The organism is Lentzea roselyniae, from assembly GCF_039537795.1.
GTDB lineage: Bacteria > Actinomycetota > Actinomycetes > Mycobacteriales > Pseudonocardiaceae > Lentzea > Lentzea atacamensis.
In genome coordinates this window covers 1-23,597 of record NZ_BAABBE010000004.1, presented here as the reverse complement: position 1 = coordinate 23,597, position 23,597 = coordinate 1, and the positions used below count along the sequence as shown (strand labels likewise).

At 65.6% G+C, this 23,597-nt stretch carries 29 protein-coding genes; 20 read left to right on the top strand and 9 right to left on the bottom strand.

Translation table 11 applies throughout. The features are described from left to right. The first annotated feature begins 2 nt into the window (after positions 1-2). From ABFX45_RS07595 to ABFX45_RS07560, 9 genes are all read left to right on the top strand, one after another. The gene (locus ABFX45_RS07595; RefSeq protein ID WP_109632680.1) at positions 3-470 is read left to right on the top strand and encodes a DUF6292 family protein; all 468 of its coding nucleotides are present in this window, start codon (positions 3-5) and stop codon (positions 468-470) included. Between the two features lie 177 nt (positions 471-647). Then, entirely contained in the window at positions 648-1,166 is a 519-nt protein-coding gene (locus tag ABFX45_RS07590) for a DUF5994 family protein (protein ID WP_346128628.1), read from the top strand. Next, positions 1,163-1,318, top strand: coding sequence for a DUF6307 family protein (locus ABFX45_RS07585; RefSeq protein ID WP_170154759.1), 156 nt, complete (start codon positions 1,163-1,165; stop codon positions 1,316-1,318). Before ABFX45_RS07590 ends, ABFX45_RS07585 begins: the two co-directional genes overlap by 4 nt. Continuing rightward, entirely contained in the window at positions 1,315-2,184 is an 870-nt protein-coding gene (locus ABFX45_RS07580) for a transglutaminase-like domain-containing protein (protein WP_211337164.1), read from the top strand. Before ABFX45_RS07585 ends, ABFX45_RS07580 begins: the two co-directional genes overlap by 4 nt. Before the next feature lie 127 nt (positions 2,185-2,311). Then, entirely contained in the window at positions 2,312-2,470 is a 159-nt protein-coding gene (locus ABFX45_RS07575) for a hypothetical protein (RefSeq protein ID WP_170154760.1), read from the top strand. Positions 2,471-2,514: 44 nt separating this feature from the next. Then, the gene (locus tag ABFX45_RS46375) at positions 2,515-2,661 is read left to right on the top strand and encodes an RGCVC family protein (protein ID WP_170166589.1); all 147 of its coding nucleotides are present in this window, start codon (positions 2,515-2,517) and stop codon (positions 2,659-2,661) included. Between the two features lie 5 nt (positions 2,662-2,666). Then, complete coding sequence (locus ABFX45_RS07570; protein ID WP_109633280.1) at positions 2,667-3,236, top strand: GNAT family N-acetyltransferase; 570 nt, start codon at positions 2,667-2,669, stop codon at positions 3,234-3,236. Positions 3,237-3,334: 98 nt separating this feature from the next. After that, complete coding sequence (locus ABFX45_RS07565) at positions 3,335-3,526, top strand: hypothetical protein (protein ID WP_109632684.1); 192 nt, start codon at positions 3,335-3,337, stop codon at positions 3,524-3,526. 119 nt (positions 3,527-3,645) lie between these two features. Continuing rightward, entirely contained in the window at positions 3,646-4,692 is a 1,047-nt protein-coding gene (locus ABFX45_RS07560) for a hypothetical protein (protein ID WP_346128624.1), read from the top strand. On the opposite strand, the gene ABFX45_RS07555 is transcribed toward ABFX45_RS07560, so the two are convergent. The 3 genes from ABFX45_RS07555 to ABFX45_RS07545 form a co-directional block, all read right to left on the bottom strand. Further along, positions 4,666-6,372 carry an N-6 DNA methylase family protein gene (locus tag ABFX45_RS07555; protein WP_346128622.1) on the bottom strand — a complete coding sequence of 569 codons (1,707 nt, stop codon included), beginning with the start codon at positions 6,370-6,372 and terminating at the stop codon, positions 4,666-4,668. The two genes, ABFX45_RS07560 and ABFX45_RS07555, sit on opposite strands and share 27 nt — an antisense overlap. A gap of 167 nt (positions 6,373-6,539) precedes the next feature. Beyond that, on the bottom strand, positions 6,540-7,025 hold the full coding sequence (locus ABFX45_RS07550) for an RICIN domain-containing protein (protein ID WP_170154762.1): 486 nt from the start codon (positions 7,023-7,025) through the stop codon (positions 6,540-6,542). 102 nt (positions 7,026-7,127) lie between these two features. Further along, complete coding sequence (locus tag ABFX45_RS07545; protein WP_346128619.1) at positions 7,128-7,997, bottom strand: alpha/beta fold hydrolase; 870 nt, start codon at positions 7,995-7,997, stop codon at positions 7,128-7,130. 91 nt (positions 7,998-8,088) lie between these two features. On the opposite strand from ABFX45_RS07545, the gene ABFX45_RS07540 reads away from it, so the two are divergent. After that, on the top strand, positions 8,089-8,688 hold the full coding sequence (locus ABFX45_RS07540) for a TetR/AcrR family transcriptional regulator (RefSeq protein WP_346128617.1): 600 nt from the start codon (positions 8,089-8,091) through the stop codon (positions 8,686-8,688). Positions 8,689-9,191: 503 nt separating this feature from the next. On the opposite strand, the gene ABFX45_RS46370 is transcribed toward ABFX45_RS07540, so the two are convergent. Further along, positions 9,192-9,386, bottom strand: a complete 195-nt coding sequence (locus tag ABFX45_RS46370; protein ID WP_211337166.1) for a TIR domain-containing protein — start codon at positions 9,384-9,386, stop codon at positions 9,192-9,194. A 978-nt stretch (positions 9,387-10,364) separates the two neighbouring features. Here ABFX45_RS46370 and ABFX45_RS07535 point away from each other — a divergent pair. The 3 genes from ABFX45_RS07535 to ABFX45_RS07525 all read left to right on the top strand — a co-directional run bounded on the left by ABFX45_RS07535 (position 10,365) and on the right by ABFX45_RS07525 (position 12,855). Continuing rightward, the gene (locus ABFX45_RS07535) at positions 10,365-10,718 is read left to right on the top strand and encodes a hypothetical protein (protein ID WP_146231424.1); all 354 of its coding nucleotides are present in this window, start codon (positions 10,365-10,367) and stop codon (positions 10,716-10,718) included. 542 nt (positions 10,719-11,260) lie between these two features. Continuing rightward, positions 11,261-11,806: a toll/interleukin-1 receptor domain-containing protein gene (locus tag ABFX45_RS07530; protein WP_346128614.1), complete on the top strand. Its 546-nt coding sequence runs from the start codon at positions 11,261-11,263 to the stop codon at positions 11,804-11,806. A 494-nt stretch (positions 11,807-12,300) separates the two neighbouring features. Further along, on the top strand, positions 12,301-12,855 hold the full coding sequence (locus ABFX45_RS07525; RefSeq protein ID WP_346128612.1) for a hypothetical protein: 555 nt from the start codon (positions 12,301-12,303) through the stop codon (positions 12,853-12,855). A 19-nt stretch (positions 12,856-12,874) separates the two neighbouring features. On the opposite strand, the gene ABFX45_RS07520 is transcribed toward ABFX45_RS07525, so the two are convergent. Further along, positions 12,875-13,684 carry a DUF5677 domain-containing protein gene (locus ABFX45_RS07520; protein WP_146231426.1) on the bottom strand — a complete coding sequence of 270 codons (810 nt, stop codon included), beginning with the start codon at positions 13,682-13,684 and terminating at the stop codon, positions 12,875-12,877. Positions 13,685-14,084: 400 nt separating this feature from the next. Then, positions 14,085-14,333 (bottom strand): hypothetical protein, encoded by a 249-nt coding sequence (locus ABFX45_RS07515; RefSeq protein ID WP_146231427.1) that lies wholly within the window; start codon positions 14,331-14,333, stop codon positions 14,085-14,087. Between the two features lie 190 nt (positions 14,334-14,523). On the opposite strand from ABFX45_RS07515, the gene ABFX45_RS07510 reads away from it, so the two are divergent. Next, the gene (locus ABFX45_RS07510) at positions 14,524-16,083 is read left to right on the top strand and encodes a transcriptional regulator (protein ID WP_346128609.1); all 1,560 of its coding nucleotides are present in this window, start codon (positions 14,524-14,526) and stop codon (positions 16,081-16,083) included. Here the strand turns inward: ABFX45_RS07510 and ABFX45_RS07505 are convergent, their stop codons facing one another. From ABFX45_RS07505 to ABFX45_RS07495, 3 genes are all read right to left on the bottom strand, one after another. Then, the gene (locus tag ABFX45_RS07505; protein ID WP_109632701.1) at positions 16,084-16,434 is read right to left on the bottom strand and encodes a signal peptidase I; all 351 of its coding nucleotides are present in this window, start codon (positions 16,432-16,434) and stop codon (positions 16,084-16,086) included. Beyond that, complete coding sequence (locus ABFX45_RS07500; RefSeq protein ID WP_346128607.1) at positions 16,431-18,008, bottom strand: transcriptional regulator; 1,578 nt, start codon at positions 18,006-18,008, stop codon at positions 16,431-16,433. The genes ABFX45_RS07505 and ABFX45_RS07500 overlap by 4 nt, the downstream gene beginning before the upstream one ends. Before the next feature lie 146 nt (positions 18,009-18,154). Beyond that, a complete protein-coding gene (locus ABFX45_RS07495; RefSeq protein ID WP_093602851.1) occupies positions 18,155-18,559 on the bottom strand; it encodes a helix-turn-helix domain-containing protein in 405 nt (134 codons plus the stop codon). A gap of 166 nt (positions 18,560-18,725) precedes the next feature. On the opposite strand from ABFX45_RS07495, the gene ABFX45_RS07490 reads away from it, so the two are divergent. The 6 genes from ABFX45_RS07490 to ABFX45_RS07465 all read left to right on the top strand — a co-directional run bounded on the left by ABFX45_RS07490 (position 18,726) and on the right by ABFX45_RS07465 (position 23,481). Then, positions 18,726-18,923: a helix-turn-helix domain-containing protein gene (locus ABFX45_RS07490; protein ID WP_346128604.1), complete on the top strand. Its 198-nt coding sequence runs from the start codon at positions 18,726-18,728 to the stop codon at positions 18,921-18,923. After that, positions 18,916-19,254 carry a WhiB family transcriptional regulator gene (locus ABFX45_RS07485; protein WP_346128602.1) on the top strand — a complete coding sequence of 113 codons (339 nt, stop codon included), beginning with the start codon at positions 18,916-18,918 and terminating at the stop codon, positions 19,252-19,254. The genes ABFX45_RS07490 and ABFX45_RS07485 overlap by 8 nt, the downstream gene beginning before the upstream one ends. Then, entirely contained in the window at positions 19,251-19,583 is a 333-nt protein-coding gene (locus ABFX45_RS07480; protein WP_346128600.1) for a hypothetical protein, read from the top strand. Before ABFX45_RS07485 ends, ABFX45_RS07480 begins: the two co-directional genes overlap by 4 nt. Beyond that, positions 19,580-20,218, top strand: a complete 639-nt coding sequence (locus tag ABFX45_RS07475) for a hypothetical protein (protein WP_346128598.1) — start codon at positions 19,580-19,582, stop codon at positions 20,216-20,218. Before ABFX45_RS07480 ends, ABFX45_RS07475 begins: the two co-directional genes overlap by 4 nt. Continuing rightward, complete coding sequence (locus ABFX45_RS07470) at positions 20,215-22,335, top strand: FtsK/SpoIIIE domain-containing protein (protein ID WP_346128596.1); 2,121 nt, start codon at positions 20,215-20,217, stop codon at positions 22,333-22,335. Before ABFX45_RS07475 ends, ABFX45_RS07470 begins: the two co-directional genes overlap by 4 nt. A 150-nt stretch (positions 22,336-22,485) precedes the next feature. After that, on the top strand, positions 22,486-23,481 hold the full coding sequence (locus ABFX45_RS07465; protein ID WP_346128594.1) for a recombinase family protein: 996 nt from the start codon (positions 22,486-22,488) through the stop codon (positions 23,479-23,481). Positions 23,482-23,597: the final 116 nt, after the last annotated feature.

The following is a 23,597-nucleotide window of genomic DNA, read 5'->3' as shown; positions in this document are numbered from 1 at the left end:
GCATGACAGCGACCGTGCCCACGTCAGAGGGCACGCACCTGCTGACCGGAGCCCTCGAGCGTTACGTGCGGAAGGTCGCCGAGGCTCTCGGCGTGCCGCGCGACGGCGCCAGCTTCGAGGTCACCGACACCGCGACGGCCTACATCGCACTCGGCTGCCGCGCCGTCGCCCACCCGGACCGCGACGTCATGCTCGTCTGGAGCGCGACGCAGGGGTGGGCGGTGTCGATCGAAACCGATCCGGCCGAGCCCCTGATCGTGCTCGCCCGTCTCTCCGGGGACATCGTGCAGGCACCGGAGGCGGTCGCGGGTTTCGTGACCGAATCCATGACGCGTGCGGGCGACCGGCAGCCGCCGGCGGCGGACGCACGGCCCATGGGCTGGTCGGATCTCGCCGAGTGCATGGAACGCTACGCACCTGACGACGCAGCGCCCTCGCCCGGAAATTCCACGGCGAATGTCGGGTCGTGAATTTTCGAAATAAAGCCACTTTTCGGTCGATCATGCCGGAAAGCGTGTAAGGTCGATTCTACCGAGAGCATCTCGCACGTGAGCGCTCAAGCCCACGTCGCACTCGGTGAAACCTGAACCGGTCCACTTCGGGCCGGAGACGGGAGTCCCGGCATGACGTCGGCTCCTCACCATTCCATGGCCCCTCCGGCTGTCACGGCCAACGAGCAGCCTCGGTATCCGCTGCGATTGCGGTTGCGGCCGAAGGCGCTCACCACGGGGTATGTCGACGGTGCTTGGTGGCCACGTTCCCGGGACCTCGCCGCCGAACTGCCCGCGCTGCCCGCGCTGCTCGCGGTGCTGGCAGTTCGGCTGGGCGAGACCCCGCGGGTGAGCTACAACCTGACCGAGTGGGACACCGCGCCACGCCAGATCGCCGCACGCGGCGTCCGGGTGCGGCTCAGCGGTTTCTGGTCCAGGCCCCCGCACACCGTGGACGTCGTCGCGGGAGACCGGCGCCACCTGACGCTGCTCCTCGTTCCGCCGGACACCGAACCCTCCGCCGCCCACCGCGCCATGATGTGCGCCGCCCAGCGCGAAAACGCCGACACCGTCGAGATTCTGCTTCACGACGGCGTGACGGGCGAGTCCACTGTGGACGCTGCGGAAGCCGGCAGTGCCTGCATACCTGAACAGACGACTCGAGGAGTTAGATGACCGCATCGACCTGCACATCCGCGTATGAGCGCAGGCTCAAGATGGTCGAGGACGTGTTGACCGAGCGAACCGAGCTCGGCGGCAAGGCCACACGGGACCTCGCGGTGCGCGTGTTGCGCGCGCTGGACCACATCCCGGAGCGGGTGCGTTGAACTCGCGCCACTACGGCACCGGCGCGGTACAGCTGACGTGGGGCACCCGACTGCTCCGCGTCGGTTGTGCGTTCACCTACCGTGCCGAGGTGCCCACACCGGCGGTCTTCCTGGTGAAGCCGCTCTGGAGCGCGGACGTGCGGCTGAGTCACGAGAACCTGGACGTGAAGCCGGACGTCCCGATGAGGCACCACCTCGACCTGTACGGCAACCGCAGCACCCGTGTCGTGCTGCCCCAAGGTCTGTCCACAGTGCACTACAGCGCGTGGGTGGACGTGCCGGACAGGGCGGAGGACGTGGACGAGACCGTGCCGGAGATGCTGCCCGATGCATTTCCGGACGACGTGCTGCTGTACACGCTGCCCAGCCGGTACTGCGTGTCCGACGTGCTGGGCGACGAGGCGTGGTCGAGGTTCGGCGCTCACCCGCCCGGCTACGGCAGGGTGCAGGAGATCTGCCGGCACGTCCACGAATCGCTGAAATTCGGCTACGGCACCTCCACCGCGTTGTCCACCGCGGCCGACGTCAACGCGGCGGGTTTCGGCGTGTGCCGCGACTTCACGCACCTGGCGATCTCGTTCTGCCGCGCCCTCAACATCCCCGCCCGGTACGTCTTCGGCTACCTGCCGGACCTGGACGTGCCACCCGGCGACGCGGCGATGGACTTCGCGGCGTGGATGGAGGTCTGGCTGGGGGACCGCTGGTGGACCTTCGACCCGCGCAACAACGAGCCCCGCAAGGGACGTGTCGTCATCGGCCGCGGCCGGGACGCCGCGGACGTCGCCATGGTCACCACGTTCGGGGGCCCGCGGCTGGAGTCGATGGTCGTTCAGGCGGAAGAGGACCTCGCCCCGTCGTGGCGCTGAGCGGGTTCTGCCCGTGGCGGAGTACGATGGGGTCACCGAGGGTACGTCGTGCAGCAGCGCTCAAGCTGGTGCCGCCTTGGGCGCATCAGGAAGCCCGGCCGGTTCGGCTGGAGGCGGGAGCGCCGAGATGAACTCGGATCAGCTCTGCACCACTGCGGCTCTGGCCGCGTCACGCGGCGAAAGACTGACGCGGGACCCGCACTTCGCCGGGAGCTGGCGACCGTTGTCGACCGACCCGGCCATCGTCGTGCCGGTGCTCGGTTCCCCGGCCAGGCGCACGCGCTGACCAACCCGTTCTCTCGTTCCAGCACAGATCACCGGAGTGTCCGCATGCCCGAGCCACGAACCGCCGCCCTCGACAACGACGCGAGCTGCGAGGTGTGTCCTCACCCGTGGCACGAGCACGACCCGCTCGGCGCGCGGTACTGCACCGCTACCACGGCGTCAGCGCTCACTCGAGGATGTATTTGCCGGTGACCGTGATGACGAACGTGTTGACCACGAACCGGCTCACATTGCGCCCCTGGCGTGTCGAGGACGCGTCGGCCGCGCTGAACGTCTACGGCAACGCCGAGGTGACCCGCTGGCTCAGCCCCGAGATGGACCAGGTCTCCAACGAGGCGGCCATGAGGTTGCTGCTGCAGCAGTGGATCGCCGAAGCCGCCCGCCTCCGGGCACCCGCAGGCCGATGGGCGATCGAGCACACCGCCGACGGTCAGGTGATCGGCGGCGCCATCCTGCTCCCGCTGCCACCGGGTCAGGAGGACCTGGAGGTCGGCTGGCAGCTCCGGCCTGACCTGTGGGGCCACGGCTACGCCACCGAGACCACCCACGCCCTCGCCGCGTGGGCGTTCGACCACGACGTTTACGAGGTGTTCGCCGTCGTCCGGCCGGGCAACACGCGGGCCTCGTCCACCGTGCGGAACAATGGGATGCACTGGGTCGGCGAGACCAGGAAGTACTTCGGTCTCGACCTGCAGGTGTTCCGTCTTCGCGTGGCGGACCTCGACGCGGCCGCACCCGCGTCGGCGGGGCCACCTGGCCGCGACTGACTGCCGGATCGACCGAGCGCGGTGGAACACCAAGCCAGAGTCCATTGTGGACGCACCTTGCCGCGGGTGTGCCCAGAACGTGAAGAAAGCCGGAACCGATGCACAACGCCCAGTCAGACTCTCAGCCCGACGCACCTCGAACCACCGAGTTCGACGGGCTCTTCAGCCACCCGGACCAGGACCACGGCGGCGCGACGTCCGGCCCCGCACCCGCGGAGGACCAGCGCTCGTACACGGGTCTGTTCCGTGAACCGGCCGGCGGGACGGAAGACGCCACGAGCGCGGCCTGAGCTCCAGCGGTCGAGTCGGGAACAGCGGCCGGGACGGGTGACGAACCCCCGTCCCGGCTCTCGTGTTCCCGGCCTCGCCAGGGCGCCTGAGGAGCAGCCTCGATGCATATGCTCATCTCATGACCGAGATGGCCGGTGACCAGATCGCTCGTCGTATTGCCGCTTCAGGAGCCTCGATCTACGACCTGTTCAACAGGGACAGCGACGAGTACTACGACAACCAAACCCTGGAGGAGCGACTCGAGTCCGCACTCGTCGGCCAGCAGGGGGACGCTCCGATTCGAACTCGTTCGAAGCTGGGAAAGGCGGCAGTCACCGTCGCCCTCGGATACCCGGTGCCGCGGAGTTTCAGGAAAACTCAACCCCGGTTCCCCAGCCAGAACCTTGATCTGTTCCTCCAGCAGAGCAACAACCTTCAGATCTGGAACGAAGAGGTCGACCCCGAGCGGCGTTACGCGCTCGTCCGGCTGGATACGACGAACACGGTCACCGCAGTTCGTGTCGTGACGGGCGAGGCCGTCGCGTTGTGGGACAAGACCGGCACCCTGACTTCGAAGTTCCAGGCCGCACGTCTCGATTCGCGCACCGGCTCGAAGCTCGTCAGCGCTCTCGACACCGAACTCTTCCGCGAGGTGCTTCTACCCGGTGCAACAGCAGAAGTCGACATCACCGGTCTGAGTCCCGCGAGCCCGCCTCGTCGCGGCAAGGTACTGCCGATCAGCGAAGTGCACTCCCGGCTGTTGCCGCTTGAAGGGGTCACTTTCGACGACCCGGGACTGACAAATGAGCGTGGGCGCGGTGTCGTGCTTCAGAAGCTGGTGACCGAGACACTCGGGGTCGGCCCCTACGGGGACAAGGGACAGTTCCCGGACATCCTGAACCAGGCCCTGGAAGTGAAGCTTCAGCTCAGCCCGACGATCGACCTGGGTTTGGTGTCTCCCGACAGCGACCACCCCGCCGAGGACGTCGGCGGCGGCCTCCGGCACCGCGATGTCCGCTACGCGGTCTTCTTCGGCGCTCGAAGCGGGTCAGTGGTAACTCTTGATGCCGTCGTGACGACCACCGGGGCAGATTTCTTCACCGAGTTCAGGCGCTTCGAGGGGCTGGTCTCGAACCGCAAGCTCCAGATCCCGCCGCCCTCAGGCCTGTTCGAGACCAAAGGCTGACCACACCGCAGCTTCTACCTCACGCTCGAGCGAGGGAGCGGACTCGGTCGTTCCCTCGAGCTCGCGCGCAAGCTCAGCAGCGCGCTTGGCCGCGGGATTCCCGGGGTCCGGCAGCGGAAAGTGATCGACGTACTGCGAGATGAACCGACGCCGGCCCGCGTACAGCTTGTTGCCGAACCGGGCATCGTAGTAGCGCATCGCCAGCGAGGAGTTCGCCACCGCGACCGCCAGGTAGCCCAGGTCTTCCTGCTCTGGCGAAAGCGAGATCCAATAGCAGTTGCCGTTGACCAGGGCACCGGTCCGGTCGATGGCGAACTTCCCGTTCGTGGAGATGTCCGGAAAGACGATCTTCGGTGCCGCCCAGTCCGCCGGCTTCTGCGGAACCCAGATCTCCCACCAGTGCCGGCCGGCGTCGATGACGTACTTGCGTCCCGAAAGCTGCTCGCGGTGCAGTTCAAGATAGGCAGCAGCACGCGGAAATCGGCTGATGTCGAGAGGAACGCGCTTTCGGTTGGTCATGTCGTACGGGTAGAGGATCGAGAGCGCCGAGTGCCGGCAGTTCCAGCGCTCAGCGGTGTCCGAGCTGACGAGAGGGTGCAGAAGCTCTCGCTCCGGACGCACACGCGCCTCGAGGTCGTCCCAGCTTCGCCGGATGAAGACCTTGTCGGCGGTGCTCTTCACGCCGACTCTGATCTTTCCCAGATCGCTGAACCTGGCGTACGACGCTTCATCGACAGCCGCCAGGAAGTTCAGATCAGACGAGCGGCTCACCCAGGGCGCGTCAAAACGCGCCTTCGGTTGAACAACGACTTCTCCACGCTCGACCGTCCAGGTGCTCGTTCCGACCTGAACTGCGCCGTTGGGGGTTCCATCAAGCGCGTCATAAATCGATGCGGCGGTGCTGGTCGCCTGAGTTCCGGTCTCCACCGAGTAAATCGACGAGACGGGGATCTTCTGGGAGTCGACCTTGATGTTCGACGCGAAAACGATCGCCGGAAGGACTGCGGCAGCGAACTGCTTGGTGTCGCCCAGGTCGATGATCTCGTTCACCTGGTAGCGGCTCGCAAGCAGTCTCCTGATGCTTTCGCCACCTTTTGTGACCAGAAACCGGTTGGGCACGATGATGCCGAACGAACCGTTGTCCTCGAGCACCGACTGGAATGCGGCGATGAACGCCTGGTAGAGGTCGACCCTGCCGGTGAGACCGAACCTGCGTCCGAGCTCCTGCGCCCGCTCGGATCCGAGGTGCTGCGTGCGAACGTACGGCGGATTGGCGATGATGAGGTCGAATTTCTCTTCCTCGTCACCACTTCCCAGGTCGAAGAGGCTTGCCGGCTGCCGACTGTCGATCTTGGCGAGTCCCAGCAGGAAATCGGCCACGTCGCCCCGGAAACTCACACCGGGAATGGTGTTCGCCAGCCGTTCGGCCGCGACCTCGATGGCATTCGCGTCCGTGTCCGTACCGACGAGCTCAGCCGCAACGCCACGTTCCGCGAGTTCCCGTGCAATGGCCAGCAGAAGTTCTCCATCGCCGCACGCGGGGTCGAGCACTTTGACGGCGCGCCCCTTCGGGAAGGAGCCGTACGAGAGCAGTTTCCTGGCAACGTACCCAGCGAGCTCGGCGGGCGTGTAATGCACACCCTCGAGCTTCTCGCGCCCGACCTGCCGCGCCGTTGCCACCACTAGCTCCTCCAAGTTCGCGCAGCCAAGGTGCCCGCTGGGTCGCCATCGCGGCCAAGGGTAACCCCAGCCGTTCTAACGGATTGCAGGTGTACCGAATGGAATTGCGCAGACAGTTTCACAGGGGACAGCGGGACGGTCCGTCCTGCTGTCCCCTCGTGCAGGACTCAGGCGTCGATGACGCGAGCGTCGAACGTCCAGCCCTGCTCCGCACGACCGGTCGCAGTCCATTGCACGATCTTGGCGCCGTTCTCGGTGCTGCCACCGCCGGCAACCGAAGCGACCTTGCCGTTCTTGTGGTTGATCAGCAGGCCGTCCGACGGCCTCCACTTCTGCTCGAACGCGCCGTTGCAGCTCCACTGGACGAGCTCGAGGCCGTTGACGGGCGCGCCCTCGTCCGACACCGAGAGACACTTGCCGCTCTTGCGGTTCTTGAGCTGGTCACCAACCCGGTACCAGAGTTGCTCGCCCTTGTCGTTGCAGGTCCACTGCACGATCTTGGCGCCGTTGGCGGTGCTGCCACCACCCGCGACGGACATGCACTTGCCGCTCTTGTGGTTCACCAGGTTGTAGTAGGTAGCCGCAGCGGCGGGCGGCGTGATCGCGGCGGCGAGCGCGACACCGGCGACACCAACGAGAACCGTTCTGGCCAAGCGAATCATCGGACTCCCAGCTTCATGGTCGGACGGGGGTGACCCGCCTCGACAAGCTAGGAGCCGGTGCTGACACGGCGCTGACAGGTGACGCCAAGGTGTTCACTCCGGCATGTCCGCCCTGTCGTCCTCGACGAGGGTGAGGATCCGGGAGATCGTCAGGTCCGGTTCCTCCAGGGGCAGCGCGTGGGTGGTCTTCGGCACGACCTCCGCGCGGAGGCGGGGATTGAGCGCCTCGACGCGGGCAGCGACCTCGCGTGAGTTGTGGACGGCGCAGCGTTCGGCGAGCACGAAGTGGACGGGCACCTCGATCGCGCGCAGTTGGTCGTCGGTGAACTCGGACTGTGGCGGGAAGTGCGGTTTGTACTTGAGCCCGCGGAGCAGCAACGGGGCCAGTGTGCGGCGCACGTAGGGATCTCCGGGCATGATCCGGCGCAGGATCGGCGCCGGCAGCAGCCAGCGGAACATCTGGCCGAAGCTCCAGAGGACGAACCGCAGCCCGATGGTCCCGAAGCCCCCCGGTTCGAAGGCGATCACCCTCGCGATCCGGTCGGAGGAGCGCATGGCGAGGTCCAGCGCGATCATGGCGCCGCGGGAGATTCCGACGAGGTGGAACTTCTCGTGGCCGAGGCCGGCGAGCACGTCGGCGAGCCAGTCCGCCTGGTCCTGGCCGCTCTGCACGGGACGCGTCTGGACGGAGCGACCCGGTTCGCCGATCGTGTCCACCGCGTACACCGTGTGCCGCTCGGCCAGTTCGGCAACGTAGGAATACCAGGACAACGACGTGCCCATGACACCGTGCAGCAGCACGATCGGCGTGCCCTGTCCGGTGCCGCTGCGCCGGATCCTGGTCGGCCCGAACCGCGTCTCGACGTCCAGCTCCTCGGCCGGAACGGGCCACTTCCGCAAGATCGCGTCGTACGTGGCGAAGTACCTCTCCTGCGCCTTCTGATCCACGAACTTTCCGAGCATCTCAACCCCCAGGCCGTTTTTCCAATGCAGATGCAATGTTATAGCAGTCGGCCCGTCCAGCCGACAACGGCCGGTGTGGCACAGTGATCACGTGCCGAAACGCGTTGACCACGACGAGAGAAGGCGTGAGATCGCGGAGGCGCTCTTCCGGATCGCGGCGACGCAGAGCCTTCAGGCGGTGACGCTGCGGGCGGTCGCCGCGGAGGCCGGCATCTCGATGTTCCAGGTGCAGTACTACTTCCCCACCAAGGAGCAGATGCTGCGGTACGCCTGGCACCGCATCACCGAGCTGAGCGGCGAGCGGGCAGGACGAGACATCGCCGAGGCGTTGCAGACAGGCGACGAGCGCGCCGTCATCCGCGCGTGCCTGCTCGCCGTGCTGCCGACCGACGAACGCAGCCGCATGTTGTGCGCGGTGCAGATCGCCTACTTCGCCGTCGACGTCACCCGCGGCGGCCAGGCTCCGGACCAGCAGGCCATGATGCCCCACCTCGTACGCCTGCTCGCCGACCAGCTCGAACAAGCCCAGCAGCGCGGCGGCGTTCCGGCGCACCTCGACACCCGGCTGGAGGCCGACGCGCTCGCGACCATGACAGCCGGCCTGCTCAGCGCGATGCTGGTCGAGGCCTATGACACCGAGCAGGCGACGCGGATCATCGACTACCGGCTCGGGCACCTGTTCGCCGGCTAGCGGTCACGCCGCCTTGGTGGAACCCCAGGTCGACCCGATCACGCTCGGCATCAGCAATAGGACCGCGCGGGCGATCTCGCCTGGCTCGATCATCCGGCCGGTCAGCATGCCCAGTTCCTAGCCCGATACAAGCAAAACCCCCACGAAGGTGATGTTTCCATCAACCCCGTGGGGGTGAATAACGCTCGTGTCCGAGGAGCGACTTGTTCTCTATCCCTACGGCTTGACCTGGAGTGACGACGCACGGTCGGCCCGTCCCAGCCGTCCCGCGAGCGTCAGCGGCTGGGACGGGTAGCGCGACAGCTGCAACCAGGTTGCTACCTGCATAGACGACGTGATCGCCAGCATGGGACGGGGCGACAGACCCCCGTCCCGTCATCGCGTTTCGTGCCTCGATATGGTCCTGGCGTGGTCGCCTCTGATGGGACGGGACGCGTCGTGCAGTCAGGAGTCAGCCCCGAACGAGGGCATTGAGGTCCACTTCGATCCCTGCCGTACGGAGCTCACCTGCTGCGGCGCTGCGCTAGGCTCCAGCTCCGTCGAGCGCGACATAGAGAATTCCGTGAAGGGTCGCTCGGCAGCCCAACATCATCTTCATACAGGATCACCACGCGGCTACGTCCGAGTTTGCCGAGGAAGAAGCCGAGTTCAAGAACGACGTTCTGGCGGCCGCGCTCTGTGTTCGGCTCCTGTGGCACCGCCTCGATCGTCGCGGCAGCGTCAGTGTCGTCCCGTTCGTCGTGTACGCGCTGACGGCAGATCTGCTCGAACGTGAGCTGACCGACGCAATCGCAGAGGGCACCGCGATACGCCGAACTCCGTTGCGGGACTAGCCTCGATCTTTCACGTGGTGCACGACCCCTATCAGGGCGCGTGTGCGCAGGCGGCGTCCTGGCCCTGTGCGCGATCGCTCGGCAACATGATCAAGCCCGTGGTGTGGCCGACTACGCACTCCTGGTGCAGGAACGGTCCGGCCAGGTGCTCAACGCGGCCGGACGGCTCGCGGTGATCCCGAAGGGCTTCCATCAGCCCCTGACCGAACTTTCGTGCCGAGGCGGCGGTGGTGGCGACGCTACGGCGGGACTTGGAAGAAGAGCTGTTCGGGCGGCTCGACGTCGACACGACCGCGGCGACGCGTGTCCGGCCGCACCGATGCATCCGGCGCGTTGGTCGGAGCCAATGAGGTGGCTTGCCGAGGAACCTGCGCGGCTGCGGATGGAGTGCACTGGGTTCGGCCTGAACCTCGTCAGCGAAACTACGAGTTCGCGAGCCTCGTGGTGATTGACGACGAGGAGTTCTAGTGCCGGTTCGGCGGGCAGATCGAGGCCAACGGGGAGGCGGCCGGACTGCGGCTGTGCTCCAGCGTTGACGGCTACCTGCTGACCCGATCTGATCAGCCAAGGGTCTTGGAGCAACGAAGGGCTGTTCGCGCTGCTCCAGGGCCTAGGACGGGTTGAGGGGGCTCGACCACCGGCGAGTGAACGTACCGCCAGTCGAATGGTCACTCGGCGGCGATTTAGCACCACAGGCCCTGCTCTCAGGTCAACCGATCAGGTGCTTGGCTGTCGCTGGCGTCGCAACAGTCGCAGCAGCCACATTGATCATGCCGGTTGCATCTTGTGCCAGGAGGGTGGCTCTCTGTGCCCGACAACGGGTGACACGGAAGGAGTCGGGGTATGCGTAGGCGTGTTGTCGTCGCAGTTGCGGCGGGCGCGATCGTGATCGGCGGCGTTGGCGGTGCGGCGGCTGTTGCGGCCAGCGATTCAGAGCCGACGAACAAGGTCGTTACCGCGAAGGGCGGTGGCCCTGGGGTGTATGTCGGGGTGGTGACTGCGAAATGCCCGGAGGGTTTTCAGGTCACTGGTGGCGGCATCAAGGCCGACGCCGGTTTCGCACCCATCCGTTCCAGTTATCCTGAGCCGGATTTGTCCGGGTGGACGGTGGAAGAGGAGCGAACCGCTCAATCGCCCACTCATGATCCCTACGCGCCCTTCGAGGTATATGCGGTCTGTACCCCGCTTCCCGCCTAGCTCTCGGTGAGAATTTCCTGGTGCACAAGAAGTTCAGGCGGTGAGTGCTGCCGTGGTGCGCCTGTCGCGTTTGCCACGAGGTCCCCGGTACTTGTCGGAGACCTCGTGTGCGCAAGTAGGACCTGGTCAGGCTTGGGATGGCCAGCGGACCGTCATGACCACCGAGTCCTCGATGGCTTTCCCGCGCGGGCACTGGAGTCAGAGGGCAGAGCCCCTTGGTGCCCCTCAGGGCGACCCGTGTTCATGCGCCTGCCCGGCAGGGGCGGCGTCGACCAGTTCGGCCACTACGGCGGTTGCGGGTCGGCGGCCGCGTCGCGCTCGACGGTGAGCAGCGCCGGGACCAGGGCGTTCACCGTTGTTGACACGCATAATTGTCGGTCCTCGCTTCTAGACTTAAACCATGAGTAGATGTACAGCGCCAGTACGCGACCACATCCGTGGTGGTGGCGCAGATTGTCCTGTGCACGGTGGTCGTTGCCGGTCGTCTTACTCCCCGGCCTACGCCCCGTCCTCCTACACCTCGCCCTCTCGCGTTTCGAGCGGTGGAGGTGGAGGCGGAGGTGGTCGATCGGCTCCGTCCGCGTTGGTCGCCGGCCACCTCTCCCGTCACCTACACCTCTGGCGAAGTCGCGGCGCTGGATCGCTACCGTCAGAAGGTCGAGGCGGTCGGACCGCGCGCCGAGTCCTACGACCTGTTCCTCTGCCACGCCTGGGACGACCGGAAGGCGACCGCGACCAAGCTGCATAACCTTCTCGAAGCAGAAGACGTCTCGGTTTGGTTCAGTGAGAAGGACATCCTCCTCGGCTTGCCGTTCATGCGGGAGATTGACAAGGGCCTGGCCAAGACGCGCATCGGTCTCGTCCTCATCACGCCCGCGTTCCTCAAGCGCGTCGAGAGCGGCGGTGTGTCCGAGAAGGAACTCTCGGAGCTGCTGGCTCGCGACCAGCTGATTCCCGTCGCGCACGGGGTGACCTACGACGAAATTCGGGCGGTCAGCCCGCTCCTCGGCTCCCGCAACGGTCTCAGCACTGACGAGGACTCGTTGGAAGACATCGCCAAGAAGATCGCTGAACTCGTCGCCTTGTAGAACCTGATGGCGGATCTCGACATCGGAGTTCTCAGCAGTTCAGTACGTGCTGACCTGCTGATTTGCGGAGCGTTCGCTGCGGCCGCGACAGCGCCGACGGGGTCGAACTGCGTCCGAGGGCGATCTTGCTCGCTAAGCACACGCCTCATCTGGAGTGGTCAAGGCCTGTGCCACCGGTCCTAGTCGTCCTGTAAGGCGCCGAATCGGGACGGCTTGGCGGGACGGCTGGAAGCTGCATCAAGCTGCGCAAACAGCTCGATCGCCAGGAGCGGGACGGGTTGGTGAACCCGTCCCGCTCTTCTATCTCTGGCCTCGGTGAGCCTGCTGAGGCGGCGTTGCCCACGGGACGGGACAGGGTCGACCTAGCTGTGTTGTACCTGGTGAGAGTCGTCTTTGGCTTGAGTGAATCACCTGTTCGTAACCTTGACGTTACTCGAACGTGTGTGTGAGCATGATGACTCGATTGGCCCTGACGGTGTGACGGGAGGTCGTGTATGAGCGACCACAGCGACGCGCTTGATCCAGACGAGAAGGCCATGCTCGAAGCGTGGCTAGCCGAGAGTGGGGCAACGGATGTCGTTCCGGGCGACCTTCGAGGTGAGATCGCGAACCTTGCAGAGCGTCGACGAGTTGAGGTAAACGAGGCACTTCGAGCCCTTGGCTACGACTACAAAGACCGTGATCGCATTAGGCGAGGCAAGTCGGTTCCTCGTCCGAAAAATGCGCGGCATCGGGACGTGAACAGGAAGCGCTACGAGTTCTACATCTCGCAGATCGTCGATTGGGATACCACGTCTCTCTCGAAGGAGTATGTAACGGCGACGTGGTTTAGTCTGACGGCTGAGAATCTTGACTTAGCTCAACGTTGGTGGAATGCCGGAATGAATCCGCTGGCACTGGAGCAGATAACGGCCTTGGTGGAGCAAGGTTTTAGTCCTGCCGACCTTGCCGCGCGCGTTAAAGATCGGTCGTTAATTTATTGGCTGAACCGAGGGGCGACCGTTGAATGGTGCGTCTTGGCGTTGGGGTGGTCACGCAAATCGTCGTGACGGCAAGGTTTGCGCTGCGCTAGCTCTTTTGTGGGCCCTTCCATTTTTCTTTTCTGTCGGCCTGCTCGCGTTGCTTGAATGTTTCAGATAGCTGAAGCTCTGGACGTATGCCCAGAGTGTCAGCAATTTTGCGCAGGGCTGCCCTGTTAGGGTGATTTTGGTCGAGCATGTCAACGGCGCGGGCCGCCCACACGACCGACGTGCAGGTTGCATACAGCCATGGCCGCGAGTCGTCTTCGTCGAAGTTCGTAGGGTACGTATAGGCGGCGAGCGGTTCGGCCTGCAGGTACTGATCGACGACCCTGTATCCAGGATGCGTATATGACGACATTATCCGATAGATCGCGTATGCTTCTGTGCCGCCTGGATTCAGGTCTTCGCACAGCTGGCTGAAGTTTCGTGCAGACTGGTCAACGAAAGATTTTTCCCGCGTTGGAGTATCTAGTTGGCGGGCGTCCTCGTTGTCTGCCGCGGCCTTCCAGCCGGTCTCGTTGATCGTCTTTATGGTTGCGTTGTGTTGACGGCTTGATTCATTGATAAATCCGGATACGGCTGGTGCGTACTGTGCGATCCATTGCGCTGTCAGTGCGAACTGAAAGGCCTCTCGCGTGAGCGGCAGTGATTCGAGGTGCATCGCTGCTTCGCGGAGTTTCAGTACGCCGCGTGCGAGTCTGTGTGTATGTGCGGCGAGCGCGATGACGCCAACGGCCTGTGGTGTGCTGACGCCCTTCCTGCCGCTGAACGCTTGATCGTTCTTCTCCCACTGATCGAGAAGCTGCTCAAGTATGCGCTCTAGCTCTGCGCTCGGAAGGTCTGCGACGGACGGCATGTTGGATATATCGATGCCGGATTCGCGTCGTTACCTACGGTCTGGCCATTATTCTTCTCGCGGCGCAGGTTGATCACTTGGTGCCTCAGGTATCGGTGAATGCCAATCGACGCACCTGGTGCAGGCCGGTGGGCAGCGACCGCATAGCCAACTAACGCATCGCTCTCGTGCCTGAACGACCCGTTTGTGGTCCTCGTCGGCGTGTCGCATCCGGACTGCTGTTGTCATCGGCGATCACGTCGATGAGGCGTGGCATCAGGTGCACGATGTCGCGCTTGGTCTGGTGAAGCTCGGCAGATCGCCAGGCGCGCGACAAGTTCGCCGTACACGGCGGCGATGATCACGGCGAGAACTGCCGCTAGGACCGTGTCGAGTCCGCAGATGCACAATGCGCCGGGCGTCATCGGTGCTGCTCCTGGCGATCGGCGAGCGCGCGAAGCTGCTCCGACAGCATCGAGGAGAAGTTCTCGGCGCCTTGCGGGAGGAAGCCGATCAGCACCGGGCACGGACTGCCGGGCAGCGTGACGTAGATCAGGTCATCGTCGCCGAGGTGCGCCTCGATCGGTGTGCTTGACCGGACAACGGTGACCACGTATCCCGAGCCGAGAAGTCCCTCGGCCGCCGGGTGTCGTTCGCCGGGCGTAGTCACGCTGACCTCCGTTGCGAGGTGTCCGGCGGCGCTGAGGCGGACTGGAGGAGTCCACGCCGCCGGACGGCTCGGTGGACCGCTTGTGCGCGACCCATGTCAAACTGAAATCAACGTCTCATCAGCACTCGGTCAGCGGAACGACCTGGCGGCGACATGTAGGCGACATGGGCGACTCGGGAGGTGGGACGGCGTGCGGACGTTCCGAACGGTCCTGGAGCAGAAGATCCGGGACCGCCGCGAGACTCTCCAGGAGTTCGTCGACTTCGCCGAGGTGTTCGCGCGTGAGCACAACGAGCCGGGCACGATCGGAAAGCGTCATCTTCAGCGGCTCATCGCTGGTCGGAAGCCTTCTGGGGAACCGCTCGGCCCGACTGTTCAGCCGGCGACCGCGCGCTTGTTGGAACGGATCTTCGACGTCGGGATCGACGACCTGTTGTCGCCGCCGAAGCGACCCGAGATCGTCGAGCGGCAGCGACCCGAGCGGGACGCGGTCGAGTTGGCTGCTGCGCTTGACTGGCTCGACGAACGCGCGGGCTGGGAGCAAGGAACGAGCCGCTCGAAGGTGCGCGCGAGGCTTGAAGCACTCGATCTAGGGGAGTTGCTGGACCGGGGAGCACGGCGGACGAGGGTTGAGCGAACGGCGTTGGCTCGCGCGCTCGTCGAGTACTACGGCGACCGGGGTGTCTACCGGGCGATATGTGCGGACGTCGAGGTCCTGACCAGCGTCGTGACCCGTGCGGAATGGCTTGACCTGGCATGCCCTCTCGATGGCGCCCACGATGAGCTGACGCTCGCCGAGGAGACCGGTGATCACCTGCCGCTGGGTGAGGTCGAGGCATCGGCGGCCGTGTCGCGGCTCGCCGAGTCGGTCGCGCTCGGCGTGCGCTTCGCTAACCTGCCGCTCTACCGCCTGTGGAGCGTGGACATCGGTCATGGGCGGGTCCGGGGTCACGTCGGGGTCGTGCCGTTCGCCGAGTACGCGCTGACCGCCGATCTACTCGAACGCGAACTCACCGACGCCGTTGGAACCGGAAGTCTTGCTCGACGAACTCCCTTGCGGGACAAGCACTTGCCGAGTCTCGGCGCGATACATGACCTATCCGGCCGCGTATGTGCGGGCGGCGTACTCGCCCTGTGTGCGATCGCTCGGCCGCATGATCAAGTCCGCGGTTCCGCAGACTACGCCCTGCTGGTGCAGGAGCGGTCCGATCAGGTGCTGAACGCGGCCGGGCGGCTCGCGGTGATCCCGAAGGGTTTCCATCAGCCGCTGACCGATGTGCGTGCCGAGGCGGCGGTGGGCGCGACGCTTCGGCGGGAACTGGAAGAGGAGCTGTTCGGCCGTCACGACGTCGACGCGACCTCTGGCGACGTGCGCTCGGCAGCGCCGATGCATCCGAGCCGACGGTCGGAGCCGATGAAGTGGCTCGCCGAGGTACCGGCGCGGTTGCGGATGGAGTGCACAGGCTTCGGGCTGAATCTCGTCAGCGGGAACTACGAGTTCGCGAGTCTCGTCGTGATCGAGGACGAGGAGTTCTGGCATCGGTTCGGTGGACAGGTCGAGGCCAACTGGGAAGCAAGCGGACTGCGGCTGTACTCCAGCCTCGACAGCGACCTGGTGGCCGAGCTGATCTCGCTAGAGGCCTGGAGCAACGAGGGACTGTTCGCGTTGCTCCAGGGTCTGCGTCGGCTGCGTGAGATCGGCGGTGACCGCGTCAGCCTGCCGCCTGTCGAGTGGCGGCTTGGCGGCTGATCAGGTCTGGGACGGCCAGCGGACTGTCATGACCACCGAGTCCTCGACGGCTTCCCATGAGTGGTCGATACCAGGACCCCACATCACGTAGTCACCCTGGCGCGTCATCGTGGCGGTGCCCTCAGTGACGTCAACGCGGAAGTTCCCTTGTACCAACAGAACCAGGGTCGTCCGCTGGTCGTCGGAAGTCCACTCCAGACGCTTGTCGCCAGCCGGGTGATTGAACCACTTCACCTCGACGTCCTTCGACGACCGCACGCCCTCGGACGGGTCGATGAAATGCCCGACTAGCCAGCCGCGCGTGGCGCTTCCGTCCTCCGCAGCGTTGCCCTGGCTCCAGTTCGCGGTCACCGTATCTCCCATTCGATCGTTGGCACGTTCACGCGGCTTCCGCCGATCTCACTGAGTCGGCGAAGCCCTTGCAGGAGCGCGAACAAGCCCTCGTTGCTCCACGCCTCGTCGGAGGCGAGCTCCTCGACGAGCTCGGCGTCCGCGCTGGAGTACTGGCGAAGGTTCGCGGTCTCCCAGTTGGCCTCGATCTGGCCGCCGTACCTCTGCCAGAACTCCTCGTCCTCGACGACGATCAGGCTTGGGAACTCGAAGTTCCCGCTGACGAGGTTCAGCCCGAAGCCTGTGCACTCCATCCGCAGACGGCCCGGTTCGCCGAGGAGCCAGCGCATCGGCTCGGAAAGGCGGCTCGGGTACATCGGATCGGCGCTGCGTTGGTCGCCCACCGTGTTGTCGATGTCGTGGCGGCCGAACAGCTCCTCTTCCATCTCGCGACGCATCGTCGCGCCCACCTGAGCGTCGGCTCGGAAGTCCACTAGCGGCTGGTGAAAGCCCTTCGGGATCACGGCAAGCCGACGCGCGGCGTTGATGACGTGACCTGAGCGCTCCTGCACCAGGAGAACGTAGTCTGCCGGGCCTCGGAACGGGTCGGCCGGTCGAGCGAACGCGCACAGCGCGAGCGTGCCGCCTGCGGTGAGGCGTCCGCCGACGTCCAGCACGGTGTCGAGGTCCGGCAGGTAGCGGTCACGAAGCGGAAGCTCGCCCGCTTGCACGCCGCCGGCCAGTGCGTCGACCAGCTCACCTTCCAGGAGATCCATCGTCACGATGTACTCGACGAACGACGAGATCCCGACCGTGCCGCCGAGCGACTCCCTGCGCATGTCCACGCCGAGCAGGCGATACAGCGGCATGTTGACGAAGCGGATGCCGAGCGCGAGCGACTCGGCCAGACGCTGAACGGCCTGGTCGAACGCCTCCTCGTCGAGGGAGACAGGCGCGGCACCAGCCGCGCGCATCAGCTTAAGACGGTCATGAGTCGCGATCAGCGGACAGTTGAGGTCGAGCCAGTCGGAGCGCGTGAAGACGCTCGTGTCGGCCTCGACGTCGCCGAAACGCGCGGCATATCGGCCGTAGCCGCTGGAACCACGGCCGTAGTAGTCCGCGAGAGCCTGCGCGACCGTGCGCTGATCAACGCGACCGCGACGACTTCCCCTGTCTCGCAAGGAATTCACGTCGATCTGCGTCAGCCGTGACGCGACGGCGCGGCGGGCGGTTCCGGGCTCGCGCGTGCCACGCTCGTCGAGCCAGTCGAGCGCGGCGACGACGTTCGGATCGGAGGCGAGCCGCTGTTCGGCCTCGGTCGCCGCCTTGACTGGGGCTGCCTCGGTCGCGGCGGGGGACGTGCTGGTGCCCTGTAGCTCGGCGAAGCGTGCCTGAACGTCTGCGGGCGCTCGATCGAGCGCGGTGTCCAACATCTGCTGGATCTCAGACTTGGGTCGTGAGCTGGGCTTCTGGTGCCAGTAGCCGACCGTTCGAGGGTGGACGTCGAGGTACTCGGCGAACGCCTCCTGACTGAGCCGCAGAGCGTCCTGCAACATGCGCGCGTCCGCACCGGTCCAGCCGTTGGTCAAGCTCATCTCGTCGCTACCCCCGAAGTGCGACTTGCAGGGAACTTGCTGCGGTTTTGTGGTGGAGTTGCATAGGCCTTGCATGGGATTCGGCGCGATTCCGCAGTGGAATTAGGGCCATGGAAAACAGCCGCTCCACCAGCAGGAACAACGCGCTAACGACGACCGCGGACATGCTTTGCCACTTCCGCGACCTGACCCATTACCGATGCGATATCCGATTTGAGAGCGTCAAGCCGATCGGTGATGTCTTCGAGTCGCTCTTCGACCCGGTCCATTCGAGTCCACAGGGTGTCGGCAAGGTCCACCACGGGGTCGCCGACCTCGGGAGGCGTGCGCCCCCGCAACACGGCGTCCAGGTGCAGCGGGTGCCAACCCAGCGCTGTGGACAGGGATTCCAGGGTTCGAGGGCTCCGCCGGCGCTCTACGAGGTTGTGCTGAATCTCGCGGACGATCGCGAGCGATACGTGCGACCGCTCGGCGAGTTCCTTCTGTCGCAATCCCAGCTCGTCCACCCGCTGGTTGATCGCCTTGGCGACTGCCGCCCAATCCTCCGACACGTATTCCTCCGCGCTCCGCCTCGGCGCTGAGATTAGTCACTGTTTCGAGCGCTGCGGCGTGACACGGCGTTTCACGCGCCGTTTGCGACCCCTCATGTCTTCAAGCGTGCTGAAATCAGCACAGAAGAAACTGAAATCATCATTTCTCGTAGAAAGGCTATTCCTCATGCGTACTTCTCTGTCTTCCTCCACCCACACCATCCGCGAGACCGCGTGGCTCCTCGGCGTCGACCGGTCCGAGGTCTGCCGCGCCATCCGACTCGGCAAGCTGCACGCCGAGCGTCGGCGCGGCCAGACCGTCATCCCCGTGAGCGCGCTCCTGCCGCTGCTCGCCAACGCCGGTCCGGGGGTGCTCCGTGACTGACGACCGACTGATCGGCATCGCGTGGTCACTCGACCGCCTGCGCTGGGTGCCGACCGACCAGCTCGCCGAGGTGGTCGAGCGCGACGGCCTGTGCATGTGGGTGTTCACGAACGAGCCGCCGGACGTCGGTGAGGAGCTGACCGATCGTGAACTGGCTCAGCGCACGTGCGCCGGGTGCCCGGTGCAGGACGAGTGCCTGGAACTCGAACTCCGCACGGCTGGTGAGGAGACGACCGGCGTGTGGGGTGCGCTCACCGACGACGACAGGCGGGCGCTGTACCCGCACTGGCTCCGACGCGGCGAGCGCTTCGAGAGGGGGCCGCGTTCATGAACGCCCTCACTCTCACCCCGACTCAGGTCATGGCGGGCGTCGGCGCGCTCCTGGTGCTGGTGCTCGTATGGCGGATGGCGTCACGTCGCGCGAAAGCGGCGGCGAACGCGGCGCGCACTGGTGCTCGGTTCGTCTCGCTCGCCGGGCGGGTGCTGTTCAACGCGGCACTGATCGTCGTGGCTCAATGGATCGTGATCACCCAGCGAGGTAGCGGCTGGTTGCTCGTTGCGGTGCTCGTCGTGCCCGCGCTGTTCGCGTCGTACACGCTGACCAAGGCGCTGACCGTGACGACGTACGAGCCACGCCGCCGAGGCGGTGAACGGCGATGAGCGAGCCGATCGAGCGCGTAGCGGTACAGGTCGATCGGTTGTGCTGGACCGGCATCCTGCTCGGGCTGGCGTTCACGATGACCAACGTTCAGCAGTTCGCGGCGGCTGGCTCTCCGGTGTGGTCGCTCGCATGGTGCGCGGCGTGGCTGCTCGATCCGATGGTGTCGCTGGTGTTGCTGGCGATCCTTCGAGCCGAGCAAGTCACCGCCCGGCGCGGCATCCGCATGGGTGGTTGGGTGCGTGCAGCGAAGTGGTTCACGCTCGGCGCGACGTACGTCATGAACACCTGGAGCGCTTACGCCGCCGGATCGGCCGCGCTGGTGGTGCTGCACTCGGTTCCGCCGCTCGTCGTGTTCGTCGCCGCCGAGGCGGTGACCGACCTACGGGACAAGCTCGGCTCGGCGGTCGCCGCGTTCACGGCCGTGCAGGCGGAACCGCAGGTTCCGCCGAGTCCTCGGAAGGCGCAGAAGCGCGCGAATCCAAGGACGTCGTTTGACGACTACCTCGCGGTTGCCAGAGCGGCTCGCACGCCGGACGTGACGGTCACGCCCGCGTGGGTACGTGAGGTGACGGAGTGCTCGCGTGGCCTGTCGTCGCGGCTGGCTACGGCGCTGAACGCCGAGGTGCCGTCATGACCGGCGAGATGGTTCCGGCTGGACCGGTGTTCGAAGGTGAACTCGTCGACGACCAGACAGACGCGACTCAGCCGCCACACGTTCACCGCGTGGCGGGCTGGTGGCAGCGGTCGAGGTTCGTTCCGGCGGCGTTGAAGTCACGGCAGGCGCTCGGGTACGCGGCCAAGGACGGGCTCGTGTGGCTGGCGCGGTCGCCATTCCGCCTCGTCCGAGCCACCTTTCGTGGCCTGGTGGTCGCCGTGCGCGGTTGGCGGCGATGGGTGCGAGTGCAGGACTACCGCGAGGCGGCCGAGCAGTCCGAGAAGCTGGCGGACAAGTTCGCCGAGATCCGTGGACTGACGTTGTTCCCGTGGAAGGTGACCGGTGCTGTAGCCGCCGTTTTCCTTGTCTCGCTTGCGATTCTCGATCTCGTCTACGGGCACCGAGTGTTGTGGATTGCCGGCGTTGTCTCGGTGGCGTTGGCGATCCTCGGCAGACAGAAGGACGGGAACCCTGGACGGAAGGCCGCTCTCGCCGGGCCACGCTCGCTCGCGTGGACGATGGACCCACAGATCCTGGTGGACGCGTTCCGCGACGCGAAGCTGATCGGCAAGGACGAAAGCCTGCGGCTCGTCGAGCGGGCGAAGCACCAGGGCGGGGGATGGGCGGTTACCGTCGATCTCCCCGCCACCCGCAAGGCAGCCGACGTCGTGAAGCATCGGGAAGACCTCGCGTCAGCCCTGGCGGTCGATGAGATCCAACTCAGTGTCGAGCGCGTGCGAGGCAACGGCGGACACGCCGGACGCGTCGCGATGTGGGTTGCCGATGAGGACCCATACGCCAAGCCGCCGATCCGGACGCCGTTGCTGGCGGTCGAGCGGTGGGACGCGTGGCGGCCGGTGCCGTTCGGCGCGGACGCGCGAGGCAGGCGGATCACGCTGCCACTCGTGTGGACATCGCTTCTGATCGGCGCACTTCCCAGGCAGGGCAAGACAATGGCCGAACGACTGGCAGCCGCGGGCTTGATCTTGGACCCGTACGTTCGGCTGTACGTCGCCGACTTCAAGAACGGCAAGGACTGGAAAGCCGCCGAGAAGGTCGCCCACCGGTTCATGGCAGGAGACGACGCCGAACACGTCCTTGCGTTCCTGGACTGGCTCGTCGAATTGATCGCCGACGTCCAGAACCGCTACCGGAGGATGCAGGACCTCGACGACGTGACGTGTCCCGAGTCAAAGGTGACACCGGACATGTCTCGCGACCGATCGTTGGGGATGCCGATCACGGCACTGATCGTGGACGAGGTCCATATTGCACTGGAGGACCGTACTCCCGTTGAGGTGCAAGGGAAGAAGCTTACGGCAGGGGAGTACATCGGTGAGCTGCTGACGTGGCTCGCGAAGAAGGCCCCGGCGGCCGGCATCATCCTCGTTCTGGCGACACAGCGACCGGACAGCAAGACCATCCCGACCAAGCTGCGTGCCGTGCTCGGGTCCCGCTTCGCCTTGCGCGTCATGGACTTCCGCGACAGCAACATCATCCTCGGCGAGCAGATGAACACGCGCGGATACGACAGCAGCCGCCTACTCCCGTCACATCGTGGCGTTGGAATCCTGCGGCCGGACGGCGAGACCCAAGTCGGTGCCGACGTACTCGCGCTCACCGTGCGGACCTACTACATGCCGAACGAGGATTGGCGGGCGATCTGTGAGCGTGGCCGTGCGTTGCGGGAGGCAGAGGGCACGCTGAGCGGTCACGCGGCAGGGCAGGACGTTCCGCCGATGCTGGACCGCACGGCGGCGGTACAGGCGATTGGGACCGGCACTGTGGCGAGCCTGGCCGAGGTAGAGCTACCCGACCCGCTGGCCTCGGTCGTCGATTACCTCGGCGACGACCTGAACGAGCGGGACTTCGTTCCCACTGCCGAACTCGTCGAGGCGCTCGAAGTCGAGGCGACGGCGTTCGGCGTCGACATGGGAGAGCTGGGATGTCGGCCGACACGGCAGTACGTCCCGACCGATGAGGGCACCCGACGTGTACGCGGCTACCTGACAGCCGACCTGCGCGCGGCGGTCGAGCGCATCGCGGCCGATGATGAAATCGGCACTTCGAGCGAAGCTGACGGGACCCGGCAGTGATCGCCGACGAGCCCCCTCGGGGCGAACTCAAATTCAACCCACCTGCTGAACTACCTGTCCTCACCAGGGAGATAAGTCGCATACTGCTAGAAGTACTGATCAGAGTCACTGAGGTCGAGGCACCGGACGGGCCTCGGGAAGGGAGGTCAGATGACTGTTGAAATCAGTCAGGAGCCTTGGGCGGCGTTCGACGGCCTGCTCGGCGTCGAGGTCGTCGAGACGATCGGCGATGGGATCGGATCGCTCGCGTTCCTCGGTCGGTGTTCGACCGAGGACAACCAAGATCCGGAGACGTCGCGAGGCTGGCAGTACGGCAACGCCCACAAGTTCGTCGAGCCGTTGGGCGGCGTGATCGTCGAGGAGTTCTTTGACATCGGTCAGTCGCGCTCGGTGCCGTGGGAGCGACGGCCGGAAGCCTCACGCCTGCTGGCAGCGCTCAAGGACAAGGACCGAGGATGGAACGCGGTTGTGGTCGGTGAAGGGACGCGATGCTGGTTCGGAAACCAGTTCTCGTTGATCGCTCCGAAGTTCGCGGCCTACGGCGTGGATCTGTGGGTGCCGGAACTCGGCGGCAAGTTCGACTCACGGAACCCCTCCCACAAGATGCTGATGAGTGTCCTCGGCGGCATGAGCGAGTCGGAGCGTCAGCACGTACAGGCTCGCGTCCGGGCGGCGATGGATGCCCAGGTCGTGAACGACGGACGGCACCAGGGCGGACGCGCACCGTACGGGTACACCGTTGTCGATGCCGGACCGCACCCGAACCCGAGGAAGGCGGCAGAGGGCTACCGGCTACGCGTGCTGGCGATCGACGAGCCGAGCGCGGCGGTCGTGCGGCGGATCTTCGCCGAGTACCTGACCGGTGAGATGGGAGACCGGGCGATCGCGAACGGCCTCAACCGCGACGGGATTCCCTGCCCGTCGGCTCGAAGGCCGGACCAGAACCGGCATCGGCTCGCCGATGGATGGCAGGGCAGCACGGTCCGAGCCATTCTGGAGAACCCGCGCTACACCGGCTTTGCGTTCTTCGGGCGCTGGACGCGCCAAGAGATGCTGCTCGACCCGGAGGACGTCGGAGCCGGTCACGTCGTGCGGTTCCGCAAGGCCGCTCCTGACCGAGTGGTGCGTTCTCGTAAGAGTTCCTAACAGATTGATCAACTGTGGTGACTGAACTTCCATGATCGTTGATCATGGTGGGGTGAGGAAGGGTGAGCAGCCACCATGGATCGTGTCCGACGACCTGTGGGAACGAATCGAGCCGT